General features: G+C 69.5%; 18 protein-coding genes. 11 read left to right on the forward strand and 7 right to left on the reverse strand.

Annotated features, from left to right (window positions below):
- Window positions 1-86 precede the first annotated feature (86 nt).
- From IQ210_RS40970 to IQ210_RS41000, 7 genes are all read left to right on the forward strand, one after another.
- The gene (locus tag IQ210_RS40970; RefSeq protein ID WP_194084381.1) at window positions 87-596 is read left to right on the forward strand and encodes a 2Fe-2S iron-sulfur cluster-binding protein; all 510 of its coding nucleotides are present in this window, start codon (window positions 87-89) and stop codon (window positions 594-596) included.
- Entirely contained in the window at window positions 596-1591 is a 996-nt protein-coding gene (locus tag IQ210_RS40975; protein WP_194084382.1) for an FAD binding domain-containing protein, read from the forward strand. Before IQ210_RS40970 ends, IQ210_RS40975 begins: the two co-directional genes overlap by 1 nt.
- A complete protein-coding gene (locus IQ210_RS40980) occupies window positions 1588-3807 on the forward strand; it encodes a xanthine dehydrogenase family protein molybdopterin-binding subunit (protein WP_194084383.1) in 2220 nt (739 codons plus the stop codon). The genes IQ210_RS40975 and IQ210_RS40980 overlap by 4 nt, the downstream gene beginning before the upstream one ends.
- Before the next feature lie 183 nt (window positions 3808-3990).
- Complete coding sequence (locus IQ210_RS40985) at window positions 3991-4929, forward strand: ABC transporter ATP-binding protein (RefSeq protein ID WP_194084384.1); 939 nt, start codon at window positions 3991-3993, stop codon at window positions 4927-4929.
- Window positions 4926-5759 carry an ABC transporter permease gene (locus IQ210_RS40990; protein ID WP_026178562.1) on the forward strand — a complete coding sequence of 278 codons (834 nt, stop codon included), beginning with the start codon at window positions 4926-4928 and terminating at the stop codon, window positions 5757-5759. Before IQ210_RS40985 ends, IQ210_RS40990 begins: the two co-directional genes overlap by 4 nt.
- A gap of 19 nt (window positions 5760-5778) precedes the next feature.
- Window positions 5779-7068 carry a sensor histidine kinase gene (locus IQ210_RS40995; protein ID WP_194084385.1) on the forward strand — a complete coding sequence of 430 codons (1290 nt, stop codon included), beginning with the start codon at window positions 5779-5781 and terminating at the stop codon, window positions 7066-7068.
- On the forward strand, window positions 7065-7733 hold the full coding sequence (locus IQ210_RS41000) for a response regulator (protein ID WP_019068815.1): 669 nt from the start codon (window positions 7065-7067) through the stop codon (window positions 7731-7733). Before IQ210_RS40995 ends, IQ210_RS41000 begins: the two co-directional genes overlap by 4 nt.
- Before the next feature lie 57 nt (window positions 7734-7790).
- Here the strand turns inward: IQ210_RS41000 and IQ210_RS41005 are convergent, their stop codons facing one another.
- Complete coding sequence (locus tag IQ210_RS41005) at window positions 7791-8324, reverse strand: nuclear transport factor 2 family protein (protein ID WP_019068816.1); 534 nt, start codon at window positions 8322-8324, stop codon at window positions 7791-7793.
- A 45-nt stretch (window positions 8325-8369) separates the two neighbouring features.
- Window positions 8370-9515, reverse strand: a complete 1146-nt coding sequence (locus tag IQ210_RS41010) for an XdhC family protein (RefSeq protein ID WP_194084386.1) — start codon at window positions 9513-9515, stop codon at window positions 8370-8372.
- Between the two features lie 241 nt (window positions 9516-9756).
- On the opposite strand from IQ210_RS41010, the gene IQ210_RS41015 reads away from it, so the two are divergent.
- Both IQ210_RS41015 and IQ210_RS41020 read left to right on the forward strand, forming a co-directional pair.
- Complete coding sequence (locus tag IQ210_RS41015) at window positions 9757-10338, forward strand: TetR/AcrR family transcriptional regulator (RefSeq protein ID WP_194084387.1); 582 nt, start codon at window positions 9757-9759, stop codon at window positions 10336-10338.
- 116 nt (window positions 10339-10454) lie between these two features.
- Window positions 10455-11081 carry an NAD(P)-dependent oxidoreductase gene (locus IQ210_RS41020; protein ID WP_019068819.1) on the forward strand — a complete coding sequence of 209 codons (627 nt, stop codon included), beginning with the start codon at window positions 10455-10457 and terminating at the stop codon, window positions 11079-11081.
- A 22-nt stretch (window positions 11082-11103) separates the two neighbouring features.
- Here IQ210_RS41020 and IQ210_RS41025 read toward each other — a convergent pair whose 3' ends face one another.
- From IQ210_RS41025 to IQ210_RS41035, 3 genes are all read right to left on the reverse strand, one after another.
- The gene (locus tag IQ210_RS41025) at window positions 11104-12531 is read right to left on the reverse strand and encodes an FAD-binding oxidoreductase (RefSeq protein WP_245607894.1); all 1428 of its coding nucleotides are present in this window, start codon (window positions 12529-12531) and stop codon (window positions 11104-11106) included.
- A gap of 27 nt (window positions 12532-12558) precedes the next feature.
- A complete protein-coding gene (locus IQ210_RS41030; RefSeq protein ID WP_019068821.1) occupies window positions 12559-13422 on the reverse strand; it encodes an aldo/keto reductase in 864 nt (287 codons plus the stop codon).
- Window positions 13423-13497: 75 nt separating this feature from the next.
- Window positions 13498-14124, reverse strand: a complete 627-nt coding sequence (locus IQ210_RS41035) for an NAD(P)-dependent oxidoreductase (protein ID WP_194084388.1) — start codon at window positions 14122-14124, stop codon at window positions 13498-13500.
- A 483-nt stretch (window positions 14125-14607) separates the two neighbouring features.
- Here IQ210_RS41035 and IQ210_RS41040 point away from each other — a divergent pair, with 483 nt between their 5' ends.
- Complete coding sequence (locus IQ210_RS41040; RefSeq protein ID WP_019068823.1) at window positions 14608-15882, forward strand: amidohydrolase family protein; 1275 nt, start codon at window positions 14608-14610, stop codon at window positions 15880-15882.
- Window positions 15883-15985: 103 nt separating this feature from the next.
- Window positions 15986-16813 carry an SDR family NAD(P)-dependent oxidoreductase gene (locus IQ210_RS41045; protein ID WP_322658021.1) on the forward strand — a complete coding sequence of 276 codons (828 nt, stop codon included), beginning with the start codon at window positions 15986-15988 and terminating at the stop codon, window positions 16811-16813.
- An 83-nt stretch (window positions 16814-16896) separates the two neighbouring features.
- Here IQ210_RS41045 and IQ210_RS41050 read toward each other — a convergent pair whose 3' ends face one another.
- Together IQ210_RS41050 and IQ210_RS41055 are read right to left on the reverse strand one after the other, a co-directional pair.
- The gene (locus IQ210_RS41050) at window positions 16897-17655 is read right to left on the reverse strand and encodes a dienelactone hydrolase family protein (RefSeq protein WP_019068825.1); all 759 of its coding nucleotides are present in this window, start codon (window positions 17653-17655) and stop codon (window positions 16897-16899) included.
- Between the two features lie 149 nt (window positions 17656-17804).
- Window positions 17805-18317: a MarR family winged helix-turn-helix transcriptional regulator gene (locus IQ210_RS41055; RefSeq protein ID WP_228049389.1), complete on the reverse strand. Its 513-nt coding sequence runs from the start codon at window positions 18315-18317 to the stop codon at window positions 17805-17807.
- Between the last annotated feature and the right edge of the window lie 148 nt (window positions 18318-18465).

Genomic DNA, 18465 nt, shown 5'->3' on the forward strand with positions numbered 1-18465 from the left:
TGTCCGCTTAAGTTCACCATAACCGGCCGACGGCGCCGGTGTGAATGGCCGGTGGCGTGGGTGACCGGCGAGAAAGGAGGATGATCATGGGTCTGGCCCCTTCGACGGCATCCAGCGTCATCTCTTTGACCATCAACGGCGAGAAGCACCAGCTGTTCGTCGACAACCGCACCTCCCTGCTCGACGCCCTGCGTGAGAATGCCGGCTTGACCGGCACGAAGAAGGGGTGTGACCAGGGGGCGTGCGGCGCCTGCACCGTGCTGGTGGACGGGGTGCGGATCAACTCCTGCCTCGCGCTGGCCGTGCAGTACGACGATCGCGAGATCACCACCATCGAGGGGGTTGATCATCCGCTGCAGGAGGCGTTCATCCGCCATGACGGATTCCAGTGCGGCTACTGCACGCCCGGTCAGATCTGTTCCGCGATCGGGATGCTGGCCGAGCACAAGGGCGGGGCGCCCAGCGCCGCGACCGAGCACCTGGCCGAGAGCGGCGGTGAGCTGTCCGAGGCGGAGATCCGGGAGCGGATGAGCGGGAACCTGTGCCGGTGCGGCGCCTACAACGGCATCGTCGCCGCGATCGGAGAAGTGGCCTGATGAAGTCCTTCTCCTATCTGACCGTCTCCGACGTCGAGGACGCGGTCCGGGCCATCGCGGCCGAACCCAACGCCAAGTTCCTCGGCGGCGGCACCAACCTCGTCGATCTCATGCGGGAGAACGTCGAGCGTCCGGACACGATCGTGGACATCACGCGCCTTCCGCTGAATGGGATCGAGGAACTGCCCGACGGCGGCATCCGGATCGGCGCGCTCGTGCGCAACAGCGAACTCGCCGCGCATCCGGTGATCAGGACCCGGTATCCGATGCTGTCCCAGGCGATCCTGCACGGCGCCTCGGCACAGCTGCGGAACATGGCGACCGTCGGCGGAAACCTGATGCAGCGCACGCGCTGCCTCTACTTCTACGACGGCGCCTCACCGTGCAACAAGCGTGAACAGGGCAGTGGCTGCGCCGCGATCGGCGGCTTCACCCGTGGTCACGCGATCCTCGGGGCGAGCGAGCAGTGCATCGCCACCCACCCGTCGGACATGGCTGTGGCGCTGGTCGCCCTGGACGCGGTCGTCGAGGTGCGCAGCGAGCACGGGGCCCGGCGGATTCCGCTGGCCGACTTCCACCGCCTGCCCGGCAGCACCCCGCACATCGAGACAGAACTCGCCCCGGACGAACTGATCACCGCCGTCGAGGTGCCCGGCCTGCCGGTCGCGGCGACATCGCGCTACCGCAAGGTGCGTGACCGGGCCTCCTACGCTTTCGCCCTGGTCTCGGTGGCCGCGGCGATGGAGATCCGGGACGGGCACGTCAGTGCCGTACGGCTGGCGCTCGGCGGCGTCGCCCCCAAGCCCTGGCGTGCGCACGAGGCCGAGGAGGTACTGCTCGGGGCTCCGGCCACCGAGGAGTCCTTCGCGCGGGCCGCGGACGCCGCACTCGCCTCGGCGGTCGGCCGGGGCGACAACGACTTCAAGATCGAACTGGCGCGACGCACTCTCGTGGCGACCCTGCGCCGACTGCTCACGGACGGGAGCGCCGCATGACCGAGACCCTGCCCCACGCCGAGACGGGCGGCTCCGTCGTCGGCAAGCCCGTGGACCGTGTCGACGGACCCGCCAAGACCACCGGGGCCGCCGTCTTCTCCGCCGAGGTCGCCTATCCGGATCTCGCCTACGCCACGCTCGTCCCCGCGACGATCAGCCGTGGCCGGATCACCGCCATCGACACCGCCGCCGCGACCGCCGTACGCGGCGTGATCACCGTGCTCACCCACGAGAACGCGCCCGAGCTGAAGCCGCCGCAGCCGTTCAACCCGTTCAACTTCGCCACGTTCGCGGCCGGAACCCAGGTCAACTACCTCAGGACCGACGAGATCTTCTGGGACGGTCAGCCGGTGGCCCTGGTCGTGGCTGAGACCCTGGAGGCGGCACGCGAGGCCGCCGCCCTGGTCCGGGTCACGTACGACGAACGTCCGTCCGCCGTGGACTTCGCCGCCGAAGAAGGCAACGCCCAGCCGCAGAAGGCCAACATGGTGCTGCCTAGCGGTGCGAAGAAGGGGGACGCGGAGGCGGCGTTCGCGGCCTCGCCGGTCAAGGTCGACCTGCGGTTCACCACCCCGCCCCACAACCACAACGCGATCGAACCGCACGCCACGACGGCGGTGTGGGACGGCGACCGGCTCACCGTGCACGACAGCACACAGAGCATCGACTGGCTGCGCACCCACCTCGCACTGCGGTTCGACGTCCTGCCGGCGAACGTACGGGTCGTCTCGACGTTCGTGGGCGGCGGATTCGGCGGCAAGAGCGTGGTCTGGGCCGGCACGATCCTCACCGCTCTGGCCGCGCGGGCCATCGACCGCCCCGTGCGCATGATGCTCACCAGGGAAGCGGTCTACCACACCGTCGGCGCCCGGGGAGCCGCCACCCAGCGGGTCGCGCTCGGCGCCGGCGAGGACGGCAGGCTGACCTCCCTCATCCACACCACCGTCGCCCGCACCGGACGAGTCGGCGGTCTCCCGGAGACACTGACCAGCCCGTCACGGCACCTCTACGCCACCCCGACCATGCTGCTCCAGCAGCACCTGGTCGAGATGGACCTCATCCCGCCGTCGCCGATGCGCACACCGAGCGAGGGGATCGGGAGCTTCGCGCTGGAGTCGGCGATCGACGAACTGGCCTACCAGGTCGGCATGGACCCGATCAGATTCCGCATGCTCAACGAGCCCGAGACCAATCCCGTCGACGGCAAGGCCTTCTCCCGCCGCTGGCTGCCCGAGGCCTACGCGCTGGGCGCCGAGAGGTTCGGCTGGAGCGAGCGCACCCCGGAGCCGGGGTCGATGCGGGACGGCCGTTGGCTGGTCGGCATGGGGGTGGCCACCGCGTTCCACCCGGCCCAGCAGATGGCGGCCAACGTCACGGTCCGGCTGTCCGTCGACGGCACTGTGGTGGTCCGCTGCGCTTTCCAGGAGATCGGCGTGGGCGCCGCGACGGTACAGGCGCAGATCGCCGCCGACGCGCTCGGCGTCCCGTTCGAGAACGTACGAGTCGAATACGGCGACTCGGATCTGCCGAGCAGCGCCGCAGCGATCGGCTCGGTCCAGACCGCCACCGTCGCCAACAGCCTCCTGGAGGGGTGCGAGAAGCTCAAGAAGCGGCTGCGCAGCCTGGCCCGCAGACACGGCACCACCGGCCAGAGCCACACGGAGACGCTGGCCAGGGCGGGCCTGCCGTCCCTTGAGGTGGCGATCGGTTCGGACACCCGGGTCGGGAAGGTGACCGGTCAGGTGAAGTTCTTCACGAGGTTCCTGCGCGAACAGCGGCGCTGGATGAAGGCCGCCTACGGAGCCCACTTCTGCGAGGTCCGGGTCGACCAGGACACCGGCGAGGTGCGCGTCGCGCGCTGGACCGGCGTGTTCGACTTCGGCCGGGTGATCAACACGAAGACGGCCACCAGTCAGCTCCGCGGCGGCATCATCGCGGGGATCGGCATGGCCTTGGGCGAGGAGACCCTCGTGGACCCCCGCAACGGGCGGATCATGAACCCGAGCCTCGCGGAGTACCACCTCCCCGTCCAGGCCGACATCCCGCAGATCGAGGTCATGTGCCTCGACGAGCCCGACCCGACCATGCCCCTGGGCCTGACCGGCATCGGAGAGGTCGGTCCCACCGGGGTCGCCGCCGCGATCGCGAACGCCGTTCACCACGCCACCGGCAAGCGGATCCGCGACCTGCCCCTCACCCTGGACAAGCTGCTGTGATCGCCCGTGCTGGGGAGCCGCCACAGCGGCACCACCGGACCTGAGTCGCACACCCGTCTCGTACCGGGGTACGACGCCCACCCCGCGGTCCCGCCCGCGGGGGGACCGAATTGGGGCCCACCCGCTCCTAGCGTTGCTGGTGAGGCGCCCGACAGGCGTCCGTGGCCGAGGGAAGGCACGCTGATGATCGAGGCACAGGTACTGACCAAAAGGTATGGGGAGAAGACCGCGGTGGACCGGCTGGACTTCACCGTGAAGCCGGGCACCGTGACCGGCTTCCTGGGACCCAACGGCGCGGGGAAGTCGACCACGATGCGCATGATCGTCGGACTGGACGCCCCGACGAGCGGTTCCGTGACGGTGAACGGCCGTCGCTACGCCCAGCACCGGGCCCCGCTCCAGGAGGTCGGCGCGCTGTTGGAGGCGAAGTCGATCCACCCGGGCCGCTCGGCCTACAACCACCTCAACGCGCTCGCGCTGACCCACGGCATCCCGCGCAGCCGTGTCGACGAGGTCATCGACCTCGCCGGGCTCGGCAGCGTGGCGAAGAAGCGGGCCGGGGCCTTCTCCCTAGGCATGGGCCAGCGGCTGGGCATCGCGGCGGCGCTGCTCGGTGATCCGCAGATCGTGATGCTGGACGAGCCGGTCAACGGCCTCGATCCGGAGGGCGTGTTGTGGATCCGCAATCTGCTGACCGGGCTCGCGCAGGAGGGGCGGACGGTGTTCGTCTCCTCGCATCTGATGAGTGAGATGGCACTGGTGGCGGACCACCTGATCATCGTGGGGCGCGGGCGGCTGCTGGCCGACACGACCGTGCGGGACCTCGTCCGCGAGGCGGGCGGCGACACCGTGCGGGTGGCGACCCAGGACCCCGCGCGATTGCGGGACGTGCTGGCGGGACCCGGCGTCGACATCACCGGCCAGGTCGGCACCGAGGAACTGCACGTCACCGGGATCAGCGCGCGCGAGATCGGGCTGAAGGCGGCGGAGCACGGCATCGCGCTGTTCGAACTGAGCCAGCGAACGGTCTCGTTGGAAGAGGCGTTCATGGACCTGACCAGGGATGCGGTGGAGTACCACGGCACCACGACCGGCATCGACACCCTTGGGAGGGTGGCATGAGTTCCCTTACCGCTACCCCCGAGCCCCGGCTCAGCCCGGCCGAATCGCCCCGCCCCGCCTACAGGGTGACCGGATGGCGCGTGCTGCGCTCGGAGTGGGCCAAGCTCTGGTCCCTGCGCTCGACATGGATCACGCTGACGCTCGGCCTGATGTTCCTGCTCGTGTTCGGACTGATCATTTCCTGGCAGTTCAACGCCGGAAACCTGGACAGCGACTTCGACACGTCCAAGGCCGTGGACTTGTCCCTGTTCGGTGTCCCCTTCGCGCAACTGGCCCTCGGAGTCCTCGGAGTGCTCGTGATGGCAGGGGAGTACTCGACCGGAATGATCCGGTCCACGCTGGCGGCGGTGCCGCGCCGGCTGCCGGTGCTGTGGTCCAAGGCGGCGCTGTACGGGCTGGTGGCGGCGGTGGTCGCCTCGGCCGGCGCGTTCGTGGCCTTCCTCGTCGGCAGCCAGATCGTCTCCGGCACCGAGGCGGCGCAGAGCCTGTCGGACGCGGGCGTCCTGCGGTCGCTGCTGGGCGCGGGCCTCTACCTCGGTCTGATCGGGGTGATCAGTGTGGGCCTCGGCGCGCTGCTGCGGTCGGTGGCGGGCGGCATCTCGGTGCTGGTCGGAGTGTTCGTCCTGCTTCCCGGGCTGACCTCGCTGCTGCCCAGCTCCTGGGAGGACAACATCAGCCCCTACCTGCCGAGCAACGCCGGCGAGTCCATGTTCGCCCTGACACACGACTCCACCACCCTGTCCCCCGGGGCGGGACTGGTGGTCTTCCTCGGCTGGACGGCGCTCACGCTGGCGGGCGCGGCCTACCGGCTCAAGCGCAACGACGTCTGACCGCCTGGACAGCAGACAGGTGACCTTCGTGAGCATCGACGACACCGGCGGTATGGGACCCCTGGTCGCCCGGCTGAACCGCGGCGCCCAGCGGTTGCGGAACGCGGACCGTGCCCGTCCCTGGGTGCTGGACACCGCCGTGGTCGTCGTGGCCGTCGTGATGTTCTGTCTGCCGGACGTACTGCCCGCGGGGAGCGGGGACGACGGTCCGCGCAAGATTCGTCTCACGCTCACCGAGCTGCCCCTGGCGGCGACGCTGGCGCTGCAGGCCGGGCTGGTACTGCCCCTGCTGTGGCGGCGACGGAGACCGCTGACTGCCTTCGGGGTCATCGCGGCCGTGTTCGTGCTCCAGTGGGCGCTCGGTGCCGGACTGCGCGCGGACATCGCCCTCTTCGTCGCCCTGTACAGCCTGGCCCTGCACGGCGGACTTTCGCAGCTGCCGTGGGCCGGCGCCGTCACGGCGGGGGCGATGACGCTGGCCGCGGTCCGGGTGTCGGCGTCCGTGCCCGTCTGGGACGCGCTGTTCTTCCTGTTCAGCACGGCGACTGCGGCCCTCGCGCTCGGCCTCGTGATCCGGTTCCGCCGGGCCCAGCTCGCCGGGTTGCGGGAGCGGGCGGCCCGGCTGGAGATCGAGCGCGACCAGCGCAGCAGGCTGGCGACCGCCACCGAACGAGCCCGGGTGGCCCGGGAGATGCACGACATCGTCGGCCACAACCTGGCCGTCATCATCAACCTCGCCGACGCGGGCGCGTACGCCGCGAACACCGCTCCGGAACGCGGCAAGGAAGCGCTGCACCTGATCGGCGACACCGGCCGCCAGGCCCTCGGCGAGCTGCGCAGGACGCTCGGCGTGCTGCGCGAGGCTGCGAACAGCCCGTCGTCCGGGCCTCCGCTCAGCCCGCAGCCCGGCATGACGGACATCGAGATGCTGTGTGCCGGCGTTCGGGCCGCGGGCCCCAGGGTCGTCTATCGGACCAGCGGTGACCTGGACGCCCTGGACCAAGGGGTGCAGCTGACGGCGTATCGCATCGTCCAGGAAGCCCTCACCAACGCGCTCAAGCACGCCGGCGCCGAGACCCGGGTGAATCTGTCGATCGCCGTCGAGGACACGCGACTGGAGATCCGCGTCCAGGACACCGGCGCGCCGGGCGGCCCGGCGACACCGCGCAACGAGGAAGGACACGGCCTGGTGGGCATGCGGGAGAGAGCGGCACTCTACGGCGGGATCGTGAGCGCGGGACCGTCGGGGGAGGGAGGCTGGAGTGTGGAGGTCACCCTCGACCTCACGCCCCAGGGAGGTGACCGGTGACCACGGTGCTCATCGTCGACGACCAGCCGCTCCAGCGCTACGCCTTCCGCCTGCTGCTGGAATCCGCCCCCGAGACCACCGTGCTGGGCGAGGCCGCGCACGGCACCGAAGCGGTCCGCCTCACGGCCGAACTGCGCCCCGACGTCGTCCTCATGGACATCCGCATGCCCGGCATGGATGGCATCGAGGCGACCCGCCGTATCGTCGCCGCCGGGGACCGCTCCCGCATCCTCGTCCTGACCACCTTCGACCTCGACGAGTACGTCCACGCCGCTCTGCGCGCGGGCGCCAGCGGGTTCCTGCTGAAGGACGTGCGCCCCGAGGAACTTCTGGCCGGTATCCGGGCCGTAGCCGCCGGGGATGCTGTGATCGCGCCCGCGCTCACCCGCCGTCTCCTGGACGAGTACGCCCAGCACGTCCCGGAACCGGTCGACGGCCCGGCCCAGGAAGCGAGGTTGAACGGTCTCACCGACCGGGAGCGCGAGATCCTCGTCGCCATCGGCAAGGGCTGGACCAACGGCGAGATCGCCGCCCACTTCGTCGTGGCCGAGTCAACGGTCAAGAGCCACGTCCGCAGCATCCTGTCCAAGATCGGCGCCCGCGACCGCATCCAGGCGGTGATCTTCGCCTACGACCTGGGACTCGCCCGCCCCAAGTCCGGCTGAGCGGCACCGCGTCCCGCCGACCGAGCGGCCGGCGGGACGCGGTGGACGTGGCGTGTGTCAGAACATGCCGTTGTCGTTGGCCGAGGTCTCGGGCACCTGCGTCGAGGCGTCCCAGTGCTCGACGATCTTGCCGTTCTGCACCCGGAAGATGTCGATCGCCGCGGTGCCGCGGTCGGTCGGGGAGACCGTGATGTGCGTGTGCAGCGTCACGAAGTCACCGTCGACGAGGACCCGCTTGAAGTCCACGTTCACGTTCGGCACCGCCTTGACGAACCCCGTCGCCCAGGTGACCCACCCCTCCTTGCCGTCGGCGACGTTGGGGTTGTGCTGGACGAGGTCGCCCAGGTAGCGGTCGGCGGCCTCCTGAGGCTGCTTCTGGTTGATACCGAGGTCCACGAAGCCGAGCACGATCCGCTTGTTGCGGGTCTCCTTGGCGGTGTGACCGGACGGCGTGGCGACCGTGGTGGACGACCTGGGTGCGGTGTCGGTGTCCGCGTTGGCGAACGCGGTGGTGCCTACGGTCAGTGCGGCCGTGGTGAGGACACCGACACCGACGAGAGTGACGCGGCGGCTGAGTCTGCGGGACTTCATGACTGTCTCCAGTGGGGTGTGGTGAAGTGCGGTGATTTCGGGGATTCAGGCTGCATCCACGGCCGCGGGCGGTGCCGGGGTGCGGTGGATGGGGGTCTGGGTGCCGGTGAGGGGGACACCGGTGCCGCCGTGTCGCGCGGCGATGATCTCGGCGGCGATGGAGAGGGCGGTCTCCTCGGGCGTGCGGGCGCCGAGGTCGAGGCCGATGGGTGAGCGGAGCCGGGCCAACTCGCGCTCGGTCAGGCCGGCTTCACGCAGCCTGCGCTCGCGGTCGGTGTGGGTGCGGCGGGAGCCCATGGCGCCGATGTAGGCGACCGGCATGCGCAGGGCCTGCTGGAGGAGGGGGATGTCGAATTTGGCGTCGTGGGTGAGGACGCACAGGGCGGTGCGGGTGTCGGTCTGGGTGTTGCGCAGGTAGCGGTGGGGCCAGTCGACGACGATCTCGTCGGCCTCGGGGAAGCGGGCGCGGGTGGCGAAGACGGGGCGGGCGTCGCAGACGGTGACGTGGTAGCCGAGGAACTTGCCGGCGCGGACGAGTGCGGCGGCGAAGTCGATGGCGCCGAACACGATCATGCGGGGTGGCGGGGCGTGTGTCTCGACGAGCAGGGTCAGGCCGCCGGGACAGAGGGATCCGTCTTCGGAGAGTTCGACCGTGCCGGTGCGCCCAGCCCGCAGCAGCCCCTGCGCTTGGGTGGCGGCTGCGCGTGCCAACTCGGGGCGGTCGTCTGTGTGCGAGCTCTCGTGGGTGCCGTCGGCGTGGACGAGCAGGCTTGCGCCGAGGAGGTCGGCCGGGCCGCGGACGATCCGGGCGAGGGCCACGGGTTCGCCGCGGCTGATGGCGCTCACGGCGGAGCCGAGCACAGCCCTGGTCGGCGCGTCGGTGGTGACGGGTGTGACGAGGATGTCGATGGTGCCGCCGCAGGTCAATCCGATGGCGAAGGCGTCCTCGTCGCTGTACCCGAACCGCTCGATGCGGCTCCTGCCGTCCTGGAGCGCCTGTCTGCACAGGTCGTACACCGCCGCCTCGACGCACCCGCCGGACACCGATCCGACGGCCGTGCCGTCGCTGTCCACGGCGAGGGCCGCCCCGAGCCCGCGCGGCGCGCTGCCGCTGACGCCGACGACGGTCGCCACCGCGAACTCCCGGCCCTCTTCGAGCCAGCGACCCAATTCTCGGGAAATATCAAGCACTTGGTTACTCCGTGGACAGGGCCCGATCAGTACGGGAGGGCGCCTGGATGCGTCAGGGCACGCCAGACCGCGCCAGCGAGGAGAGTGGAGGACAATGCGGACCTGCGGGGGTCTCGCCCACTGATGCGCACGTGGAGGGCGTTATGGTGGATATAAGCGGACTGGTGTCCGCTAAGTCAGAACGTAGCGGACAGTTATCCGGTTAGCAAGGGTTGTGGGCATGAGCCCCGGAGGAGGGGAAGTGGACTCCAGGAACGACGGGCCTCAGCGCTCGGACGCGCAGCGCAATCGGGAGCGAATCCTGGAGGTGGCGCTTGCCGAGCTGTCGCGCGCCGAGGACGTCCCGCTGAGCCTGATCGCCAAGAAGGCGGGGGTCGGGCAGGGCACGTTCTATCGCAACTTCCCCAACCGTGAAGCGCTCGTCCTGGAGGTCTACCGTCACGAGGTGATGGTGCTCACCGACGCGGCGGCGGAACTGCTCAAGACCCGGGCTCCGGACGAAGCGCTGCGTGAGTGGATGGAGCAGCTCGCCCGCTTCGCCGTCGCCAAGGTCGGCCTGTCGGACGCGATGCGGCAGATCGTCGGAACGTCGGCCGGCCCGGCCCAGCCGGGCTACGCGCTCGTGGTCGAGGCGATCGAGGCGCTGCTCGCCGCCAATCGCGAGGTGGGCACCCTCCGTCCGGGGCTGACGGCCGACGACTTCATCCTGGCCATCGCCGGCATCTGGCAGATCGACTCCAGCGGGGACTGGCAGGCCCAGAGTGCGCGGCTTCTGGATCTCGTCATGGACGGGCTGTGTGCGGGGGCGCCCGGGCCTGGCTGATGGCCCGAAGGTCGGCTCCTGTGTGACCGGGCTTGCGAAGCGGACAGGTGTCCGATACGGTTTCGTATCGGACACCTGTCCGCTTATCTCTGTCGCGCGTGGAGGATTCCCCCACCATGAACTTGCTCATCCTCGGCGCGACCGGTCCCACCGGTCGCCAACTCGTCGACCTCGCCCTGCGATCTGGTGACTCGGTCACGGCCCTCGTACGCAACCCAGCGGCCCTCGGCGATCTGGCGGACCGGATCACCGTCGTCATGGGAGACGCCACCTCGCAACGCGATGTCGCGGCAGCCGCCCTGGGACAGGACGCCATCATCTCCGCACTGGGCCAGGGCAAATCACTGAACCCTGACGGCCTCTTCGACCGCGCGTCCGCAGCTGTCGTCGGCGCGGCCAAGGAGCAGGGGGTCTCCCGCCTGGTGTGGATGTCGTCCTTCGGCGTGGGGGAGACTTTCGACTGGGCGACCCCTGTGCAGAAGACCATGTACCGCACACTGCTGCGCCGGGTCTACGCGAACAAGAAGATCGCCGACGACCGCATCCGAGCCAGCGGCCTGGACTGGACGCTGGTCTTCCCGACCGGGCTGAACAACCGCCCCGCCAAGGGCACTTACCGCGTCGACGACCGGATCAAGATGAAGGGCGCCCGGATGATCAGCCGTGCCGACGTCGCTGCCTTCATGTACCAGGCGGTGCACGGCAGTGAGTGGATCCGGCGTGACGCGGTGATCACCGACTGACGGCGGTCGAGGGCTCCCGGACCTACTCGACGGTGGCAGGAGCGATGTTCTTGTTGTGGCGAAGCAGGTTCCGCGGATCCCATACGGCCTTGATCTCGGCGAGTCGCCGGTACTTGGCCTCACTGCCGAACACCCCCCGTCGCCAGGCCTCGCCCATGTCCTGGGTGAGGTTGGTGTAGGCGTTGGGAAGCGTGTACGGGCGCAGCGCTGACACAGTCGCGTCGGCCCACTTGTCGAACTGCGCGTCGTGGTCCCGCTCCGTCCACACCGGGGCGCACTCCCACAGCCAGGAGGCCCCGGTACGAGAGAAGGCGGTGGCGTCCTCGCCGACGTCCTCGGAGATCGCGCCGCCCAGCGACCAGACGTTGATCGTGCTCATCGTGCCCGGTGTGTCCGGCACGTCGGCCAGCCGCTCGAGCAGTGCGTCGACCACAGGTTGGTCGAGTGTGGCGAGGTAGCCGCCCCGGATCGTCGTGCGCCGGCCGTACGGGACGATTGCGTCCAGCATGCTGTTCGTTGCGAGCCAGGTGGTGGGCCCCACGGTGTTGAGGACGGGCGTGCCGAGCATGGAAAGCCGCTCGATGACTTCCTCCGCGTTCTGGAGCGGCCCGGTGTAACAGGGGATGAGGATCAGGACCGGTTTGCCGTGCGTCGCCTCGGTCAGCTCCGGCAACGGGGGCGCGACGGTGAGCGTGGTCCCGAGGCCGAGTTCGCGGGGTGCGTCGGCCATCAAGGCGTGCAGCTTCGACAGTACGGCGGCGGCCTGTTCGCCGGGGAAGACGATCTGGCCGGAGACGACGCCGGGGCCCAGGGGGTGCGCGCGGTACTCGAAGGCGGTGACGACGCCGAAGTTGCCGCCGCCTCCGCGCAGGGCCCAGAACAGGTCCGGGTTCTCCTTCTCGTCCGCGCGGACCTTCCGGCCGTCGACGGTGATCATCTCGCAGGCCAGCAGGCTGTCGACGGTGGCCCCGAAGCGGCGCATCAGGTGGCCGATACCGCCGCCGAGGGTGAGTCCCGCGATGCCGGTCGTGGTGACCGTGCCGGACGGCACCACCAGGCCGTGTTCCTGGGTGGCTGCGTCGAGTTCGCCGAGTACGACACCGGCCTGGGCCCGCACGGTACGGGTTTGCGGATCAACGCTGGTCTCCCGCATGCCGGACAGGTCCAGGACGAGTGCGCCGCCCGGCATGGCGTGGCCGTCGGCGCCGTGGCCGCCGCCGCGCACCGCGACAGGAAGGTCGCGCGCTGAGGCGTACCGCAGGGCTGCGGCGACGTCGTCCTTGTCGGTGCAGCGGGCGATCAGCGCGGGGGTCGTGTCGGCGGTACGGCCGTTGAAGACGACCCTGGCATCCTCGAAACCGTCGTCCCTGCTGCGCAGGACAGAGCCTCGGAAGCCGTCCGCGAAGTCGTCGTAGGCAGGCAATGTGGGGATGGAGCTGGTCGGGCTCACGTGTGCCTTTCTGAAGTGGTTCCCGCGTCACTCGAGGTCGGAGAGGTCCTCCGGCGTGAGGGCGATCGACCCGGCGGCTATGTTCTCCGCCAGGTGGACGGGAGACCCCGTGCCGGGGATGGCGAGGGTGACGGGGGAGGAGGCGAGCAGCCAGGCCAAGGCGATCTGGCGGACCGTGGCGCCATGGCGCTCGGCGACCCGTGCCAGACGGTCGGCGTCGACGTCGCTCGTGCCACCGCCGAGCGGGAAGAACGGCACGAAGGCGATGTTCGCCTCTTCGCAGGCCGCCAGGAGCTCGGCGTCGTCGCGCTTGCCGGCGTGGAAGTGGTTCTGCACGGCGGCGACCGGCGCGATCGCGCGGGCCTCGGCGAGGTGCTCCGTGTCGACGTTGCTGAGGCCGAGATGGCGGATAAGGCCCTCCTCGCGCATCGCGGCGAGTGTCTCGAAGCGTGCGGCGAGGGACTCGCCGTGGGGCGGTTCCATCGTGCCGATGCGCAGGTAGACGAGGTCGAGGCGGTCGACGCCGAGGGTCTTGAGGTTCGCCTCGATCATCGGGCGCAGGGCGGCGGGGTCGGTGGTCTGGTGCAGTCCGCCCTCGGGGGTGTCCGACGGGCCGACCTTGGTGGCCAGGACCAGATCGGCCGGGTAGGGCTGCAGCGCCTCGTGGATCAGGGCGTTGGCACTGACGGTGCCGTCGTCACTGCGGTAGAAGGAGGCGGTGTCGATGTGGTTGACGCCGAGCTCGACGGCGCGGCGCAGGACCGCGCGGCCGGCTTCGGGGTCGCGGGCCGGACCGGTGAAGCCGTTGGTGGACAGTCGCATGGCTCCGAAGCCGATGCGGTTGATCGGCAGGTCACCGCCGAGCAGGAAGGTGGGGGAAACAGGGTTCATCGTCGGTCCGTTCGGAACGCCGCCACGGAATGTGGCGGCGGAAGTCGTGCGTGCGTGGTGATGCTTGACCCGTCGTCAGTCGGTGATGACGGCGTCGCGGTGGATCCACTCGGGGCTGTGGGCCGCCTGGTACATGAAGTCGGCGACGTCCGCGCGGCTGATCGTCGGGTTGCCCTTCATGGGGAGACGGTCGCCGACGAGGTAGGTGCCCTTGGCGGGGTTCTTGGTCAGCATGGTCGGGTAGACCAGTGTCCAGTCCAGGCCGCTGGAGCGGATCTCCTTCTCGGAGAGCTCCTTGTTGGCGTAGATGTTCCGCAGGAACGTGCTGTACATGACCTTCTGCATGGGGCTCGCCGACCGGTAGGTGTCACCTACGCCGAACGAGGACAGCCACACCAGGCGGGAAATGCCCATTTCCCTGGCCGCGCCTGTCACGGCCGTCGCGGCACGCGTGAACAGGTCGTCGGCGCGCACGGACGTGCTCCGGCCGAGAGCCGAGACGACGACATCCTGCCCGGCCATGGCCTTGGCGACATCGCGCTGCGAGGTGGCGTCTCCGGCGACGACGGTGACCTGGCCCGCCAGGTCCTCCAACGCCTCCGGCCTGCGCGCGAGGACGGTGACGGTGTCGCCACCCGCGAGGGCCAGATCGACGACGTGGCGGCCAGTGGGCCCGGTCGCTCCGAGGATGAGCAGATTCATGGCGTGGAACCTTTCGTGAGGTGTGTGCGGAGCCTAAGCGGACAACTGTCCGTTGCGCCTTCTAAACGTACCGGACAGCTATCCGGTTAGCAACCGCACGCTGCGTCGAGGCGGCTGTCGCGGGGTGTGCTCCAGGGGTTCAGTGGTGGGGCGCGCGTCCGCTCTGCTGTCACTCCAACGGTCCAGCGCGAAGCGCTGTGCATGGCTTCATGGCGAACGATGAGGTTCGGACCGCTTGCCAACCGGACACCTGTCCGCTACGTTGCTCCCTAGCGGACAATAGTCCGCTTAGGTTGGCCGCATCAGCGGCCTCGGCCCCGGCGAGCACCTTGTGAGGCCGTCCCGGCCACCACGGCGGACACTCCGGCCCGGTGTGGCGGGTGATCGCTCGCCGACGCCGGCACCCCCCGTCCATCGAGTCGAGGCGCGCGGCTCACCGCTGCCTTTCAGCCCCGTTCTCGAGTCGAAGAGATTGGCAACACCATGACCGACCCCCGCATCGTGCTCCGCAACGGCCACGTCATCGACACGGAGCCCGAACCGGTCGTCCACTCCCACACGGACGTCCTGATCGAGAACGGCCGGATCACCGCCGTAGGCCCTGACCTGCCCGCGGAAGGCGCCACCGTCATCGACGCCACCGACCGGATCGTTCTCCCCGGGTTCGTCGACACCCACCGGCACGTGTGGCAGTCGGCGCTCCGCAGCGCGGCCGTGGACATGGACCTCATGGGTTACCTCGGTGTCATGGGGCAGCTCGGTGCGCGACTGGGGCCGCAGGACATCCACGCCGCGACCCTGGTCGGCGCGCTGGAGAGCCTCGACTCCGGCATCACCACCCTGATGGACTTCTCGCACGCGCTGCACACCCCCGAGCATGCCGACGCGGCTGTCGACAGCTTGCGGGCGGCAGGGCTGCGCGCCGTCTTCGGCTATGGCTTCCCTCTCACCGGAGCCGGGAACTACGCCGATGCCCGCCGGATCCGTGCAGAGCGGCTGGGTGACGACGACGCGCTCGTCACCATGGCGCTCGCCCCGCTCGGGCCGTCGTACACGCCGGCCGAGGTGGTGGCCGAGGACTGGCGTCTGGCGGCCGAGCTGGGTCTGCCGGTCACGTTCCACGTCAGCGCCGGTCCCGTCGCCACGCAACCGGTCTCCGTTCTGCGCGAGCAGGGTCTGCTGGACGTCAAGGCCCTCTACGTGCACGGCAACTCGCTCGACGACGACGAGCTGAAGCTGATTGCCGACTCCGGTGGTACCGCCTCGGTCACGCCGAGCACGGAGGCGATGCTGAGCATCGGCCGGCCTGTCACGGGCCGCTACCGCCGCGCCGGCGTCACCACCGGGCTCGGCGCCGACGCTGTGACCTCCGCGCCCGGCGACATGTTCTCCGTCATGCGGGCCGCGCTGATCGCCAGCCAGCTCGCCGACGACGCCGACCAGCGGCTGAGCGTCAAGGACGTGCTGCGGATGGCCACACTGGACGGTGCCACCGCGCTCGGGCTGGCCGACCGGATCGGCTCGCTGCGTCCCGGCAAGCAGGCCGACGTCATCCTGCTCCGACTGGACGACCTCAGCCTCCTCACCGCCGACCGTGATCCGATCGCGGCCGTGGTCACCGCCGCCCACCCCCAGAACGTGGACACGGTCCTCGTCGCCGGACAGGTGGTGAAGTCCGAGGGTCGGCTGGTCAACGGTGACCTCCCCCGGGCGGCCCGGGCCCTGCGGGCCGCGGCGGCCGTCGTCAACGGCAGCTGACCGCGGCCCGTCCAAGAACGACCCGACGACCGGTCGGCGATGCCGACCGGTCCAGCCGGGCCAACTGGCCCTCCGCTCCAAGACAGCTGTCATACCCGACCTGGTGCGCGCGGGTATCGCGCTGCTCGCTCGACAGGCAGTGGAGGGTCATTTTCTGATTCATCTCAATCCGAGGAGTTGCATCATGGCTGGAAAGTTGGCAGGCAGGATCGCCGTGGTGACCGGCGGCGCCAGTGGAATCGGTCAGGCGATCGCGAAGAAGCTGGCGTCCGAAGGCGCCGACATCGCGGTCGCCGACATCAACCCGGCGGACGAGACCAGGGAACTCGTCGAAGCAACGGGGCAGAAGTTCTTCAGCGCGCAGGTCGACATCACCGACGAAGCGCAGATGAACGCCTTCGCCGGGCGGGTGCGGGACGCTCTGGGCTCGGTCGACATCGTCTCGAACAACGCGGCCCTCGTGGAACTGGTCGACTTCGACAACGCGACCTTCGACAGCTGGCTCAAGATCATGACGGTGAACGCCGGAGGCATTTTCCTGACGTGCAAGGCGTTCCTCGACCAGCTCAAGGAATCCAGCGCCGGCCGGGTGATCAATATGACGACCACGGCCTACTGGGAGAACACTCCGCGCTTTATCTCGTACCTCTCCTCCAAGGGCGCCATCAACGGGCTCACCTACTCGATGGCGGCGGACCTCGCGCAGTACAACATCACGGTCAACGCGGTGGCTCCCAGTGTGGTCCGGACCCCCTTCACGCTCTCCAGGCTTCCTGAGCAGGTGTTCGAGCATCACATGCAGTTGCAAGCCCTGAAGCGGCAGGAGACGCCCGAGGACGTGGCCAACACGGTGGCGTTCCTCGCCTCCGACGAGGCGGCGTTCATCACGAGCCAGATCATCGCCGTAGACGGGGGACTCACCCGTCGCTGACATTCGTACGGCAAGTACCAGTCGACGCCGCGTCCCGCACTGTGCGGGACGCGGCGTCGCTGTCGATGCGGTGTCTGTGCCTGTCAGAGGGTGCGGCCGAACAGGTCGAGCAGGCCCGCCCAGTGACGCTCGTCCGCCGCCCTGTCGTAGAGGGGCAGGAGGTCGGGCGCGGAGAAGCCGTGCTGGGCATCGGCGTACATCTCGCTGCGGTGGCGGACGCCGGCGGCGGAGAGGATCGCGTTGAAGCGCTCGACCTCCTCGGGTGGGTTGATCGTGTCTTTGTCGCCGTTGGCGAAGAAGACCTCGCCCTTGATGTGCTCGGCAGCCAGGTGGGGGCTGTCCGGCGCGTCGGTGATCAGGTGGGAGCCGTGGATGATGGCCGCGGCGGCGACCCGGTCCGGGTAGGAGCCTGCCGTGCGCAGGGACAGCATGCCCCCATTGCAGTACCCCGTGATGCCCACTGGGCCGTCGGTGGTGAACTCGCTGGCCTGGAGGCAGTCGAGCCAGATCTGGGCGTCGCGCATCGCATCGCTCGGGGTCAGCGCCTGTGCCACCGGCACGGCCTTGCCGACGACGTCCCAGAGGATGTCTTCGGTGACGGCCTCGGGCATCTCCACGACAGGTGCCGGGCTGCTGCGGTGGAAGACGTTGGGTACCAGGACCGTGTAGCCGGCCGCCGCCAGGCGGTCCGCCATCCCCTTCATGCTCGGGCGCACGCCCATGATGTCCGTGTAGAAGAGGACGGCCGGGTGCGGGGCGTCGTCGTCGGGGCGCGCGAGGTACGCGTCGGCGACTCCGCCCTGGGTGGGCAGATTCAGGGTCGTCGCGTGGACTCCAGTCATGGGGATCTCCATTCAGAGGGAGTGGAGCCTGGCCGTGGCGCCGTCACCTCTGAACGGTGAACAACTGGGATGCGGCAATACAGGCTAAGCGGACAGCTGTCCACTAGTATTCGACCGTAGTGGACAGCAGTCCGCTTGGCAAGGTGGCGTCAGCCCTGGTCGCGGGAGGGCATGTCGATGCCGCGTGCGCGCAGGGAGTCGCCCACCTTTGTCAGCAGTCTGAGTAGTTCACCTCGCTCTTCGGGGGTGAAGTCGTCGAAGAGAGCCGCGGCGGCCGCCTGTGAGGGGGCGAGTTCCTGCTCGACCACGTCTTTTCCGGCCGGGGTCAGTTCGACCAACTTGATCCGGCGGTCGTCGGGGTGGGCGACCCGGCGGACGAGCCCTTCCTTCTCCAGCCCGTCGACCAGGACGGTCATGTTTCTGGGGGACAAGCCCAGGGGTTCGCCGAGTTCGCTCATGCCGGCCGGTTCGCTCTTGAGGGTCAGGCCGAGGAGCAGGGTGGCGCGGGGCACCGTCATCGTGCCGGTGGCCGCGGGCATGTTCATCTGCATCCACTGCCGCAGGCCCTTGCGTAGGCCCGCGAATCCGGCGAGCAGTTGGTGGCCGGTCGCGGACGAGCCGGATCTGCCGGGCGTTCCTGACTCATGAGTAGATCTTGACAACTGTTTCCTTACCAATTGATACTATCTCCGAGGTTACGTTCACAATGATCTCAAGGGTGGCGCCGTGCCGGCAACCGGCAGTGAGCCGTCACCGTCGGGTCGCGATCGATGCCGCGGCCGGCAGAGCCCCACTCATCCGCCTCGGAAG

The organism is Streptomyces justiciae (genome assembly GCF_015163075.1).
Lineage (GTDB): Bacteria > Actinomycetota > Actinomycetes > Streptomycetales > Streptomycetaceae > Streptomyces > Streptomyces justiciae.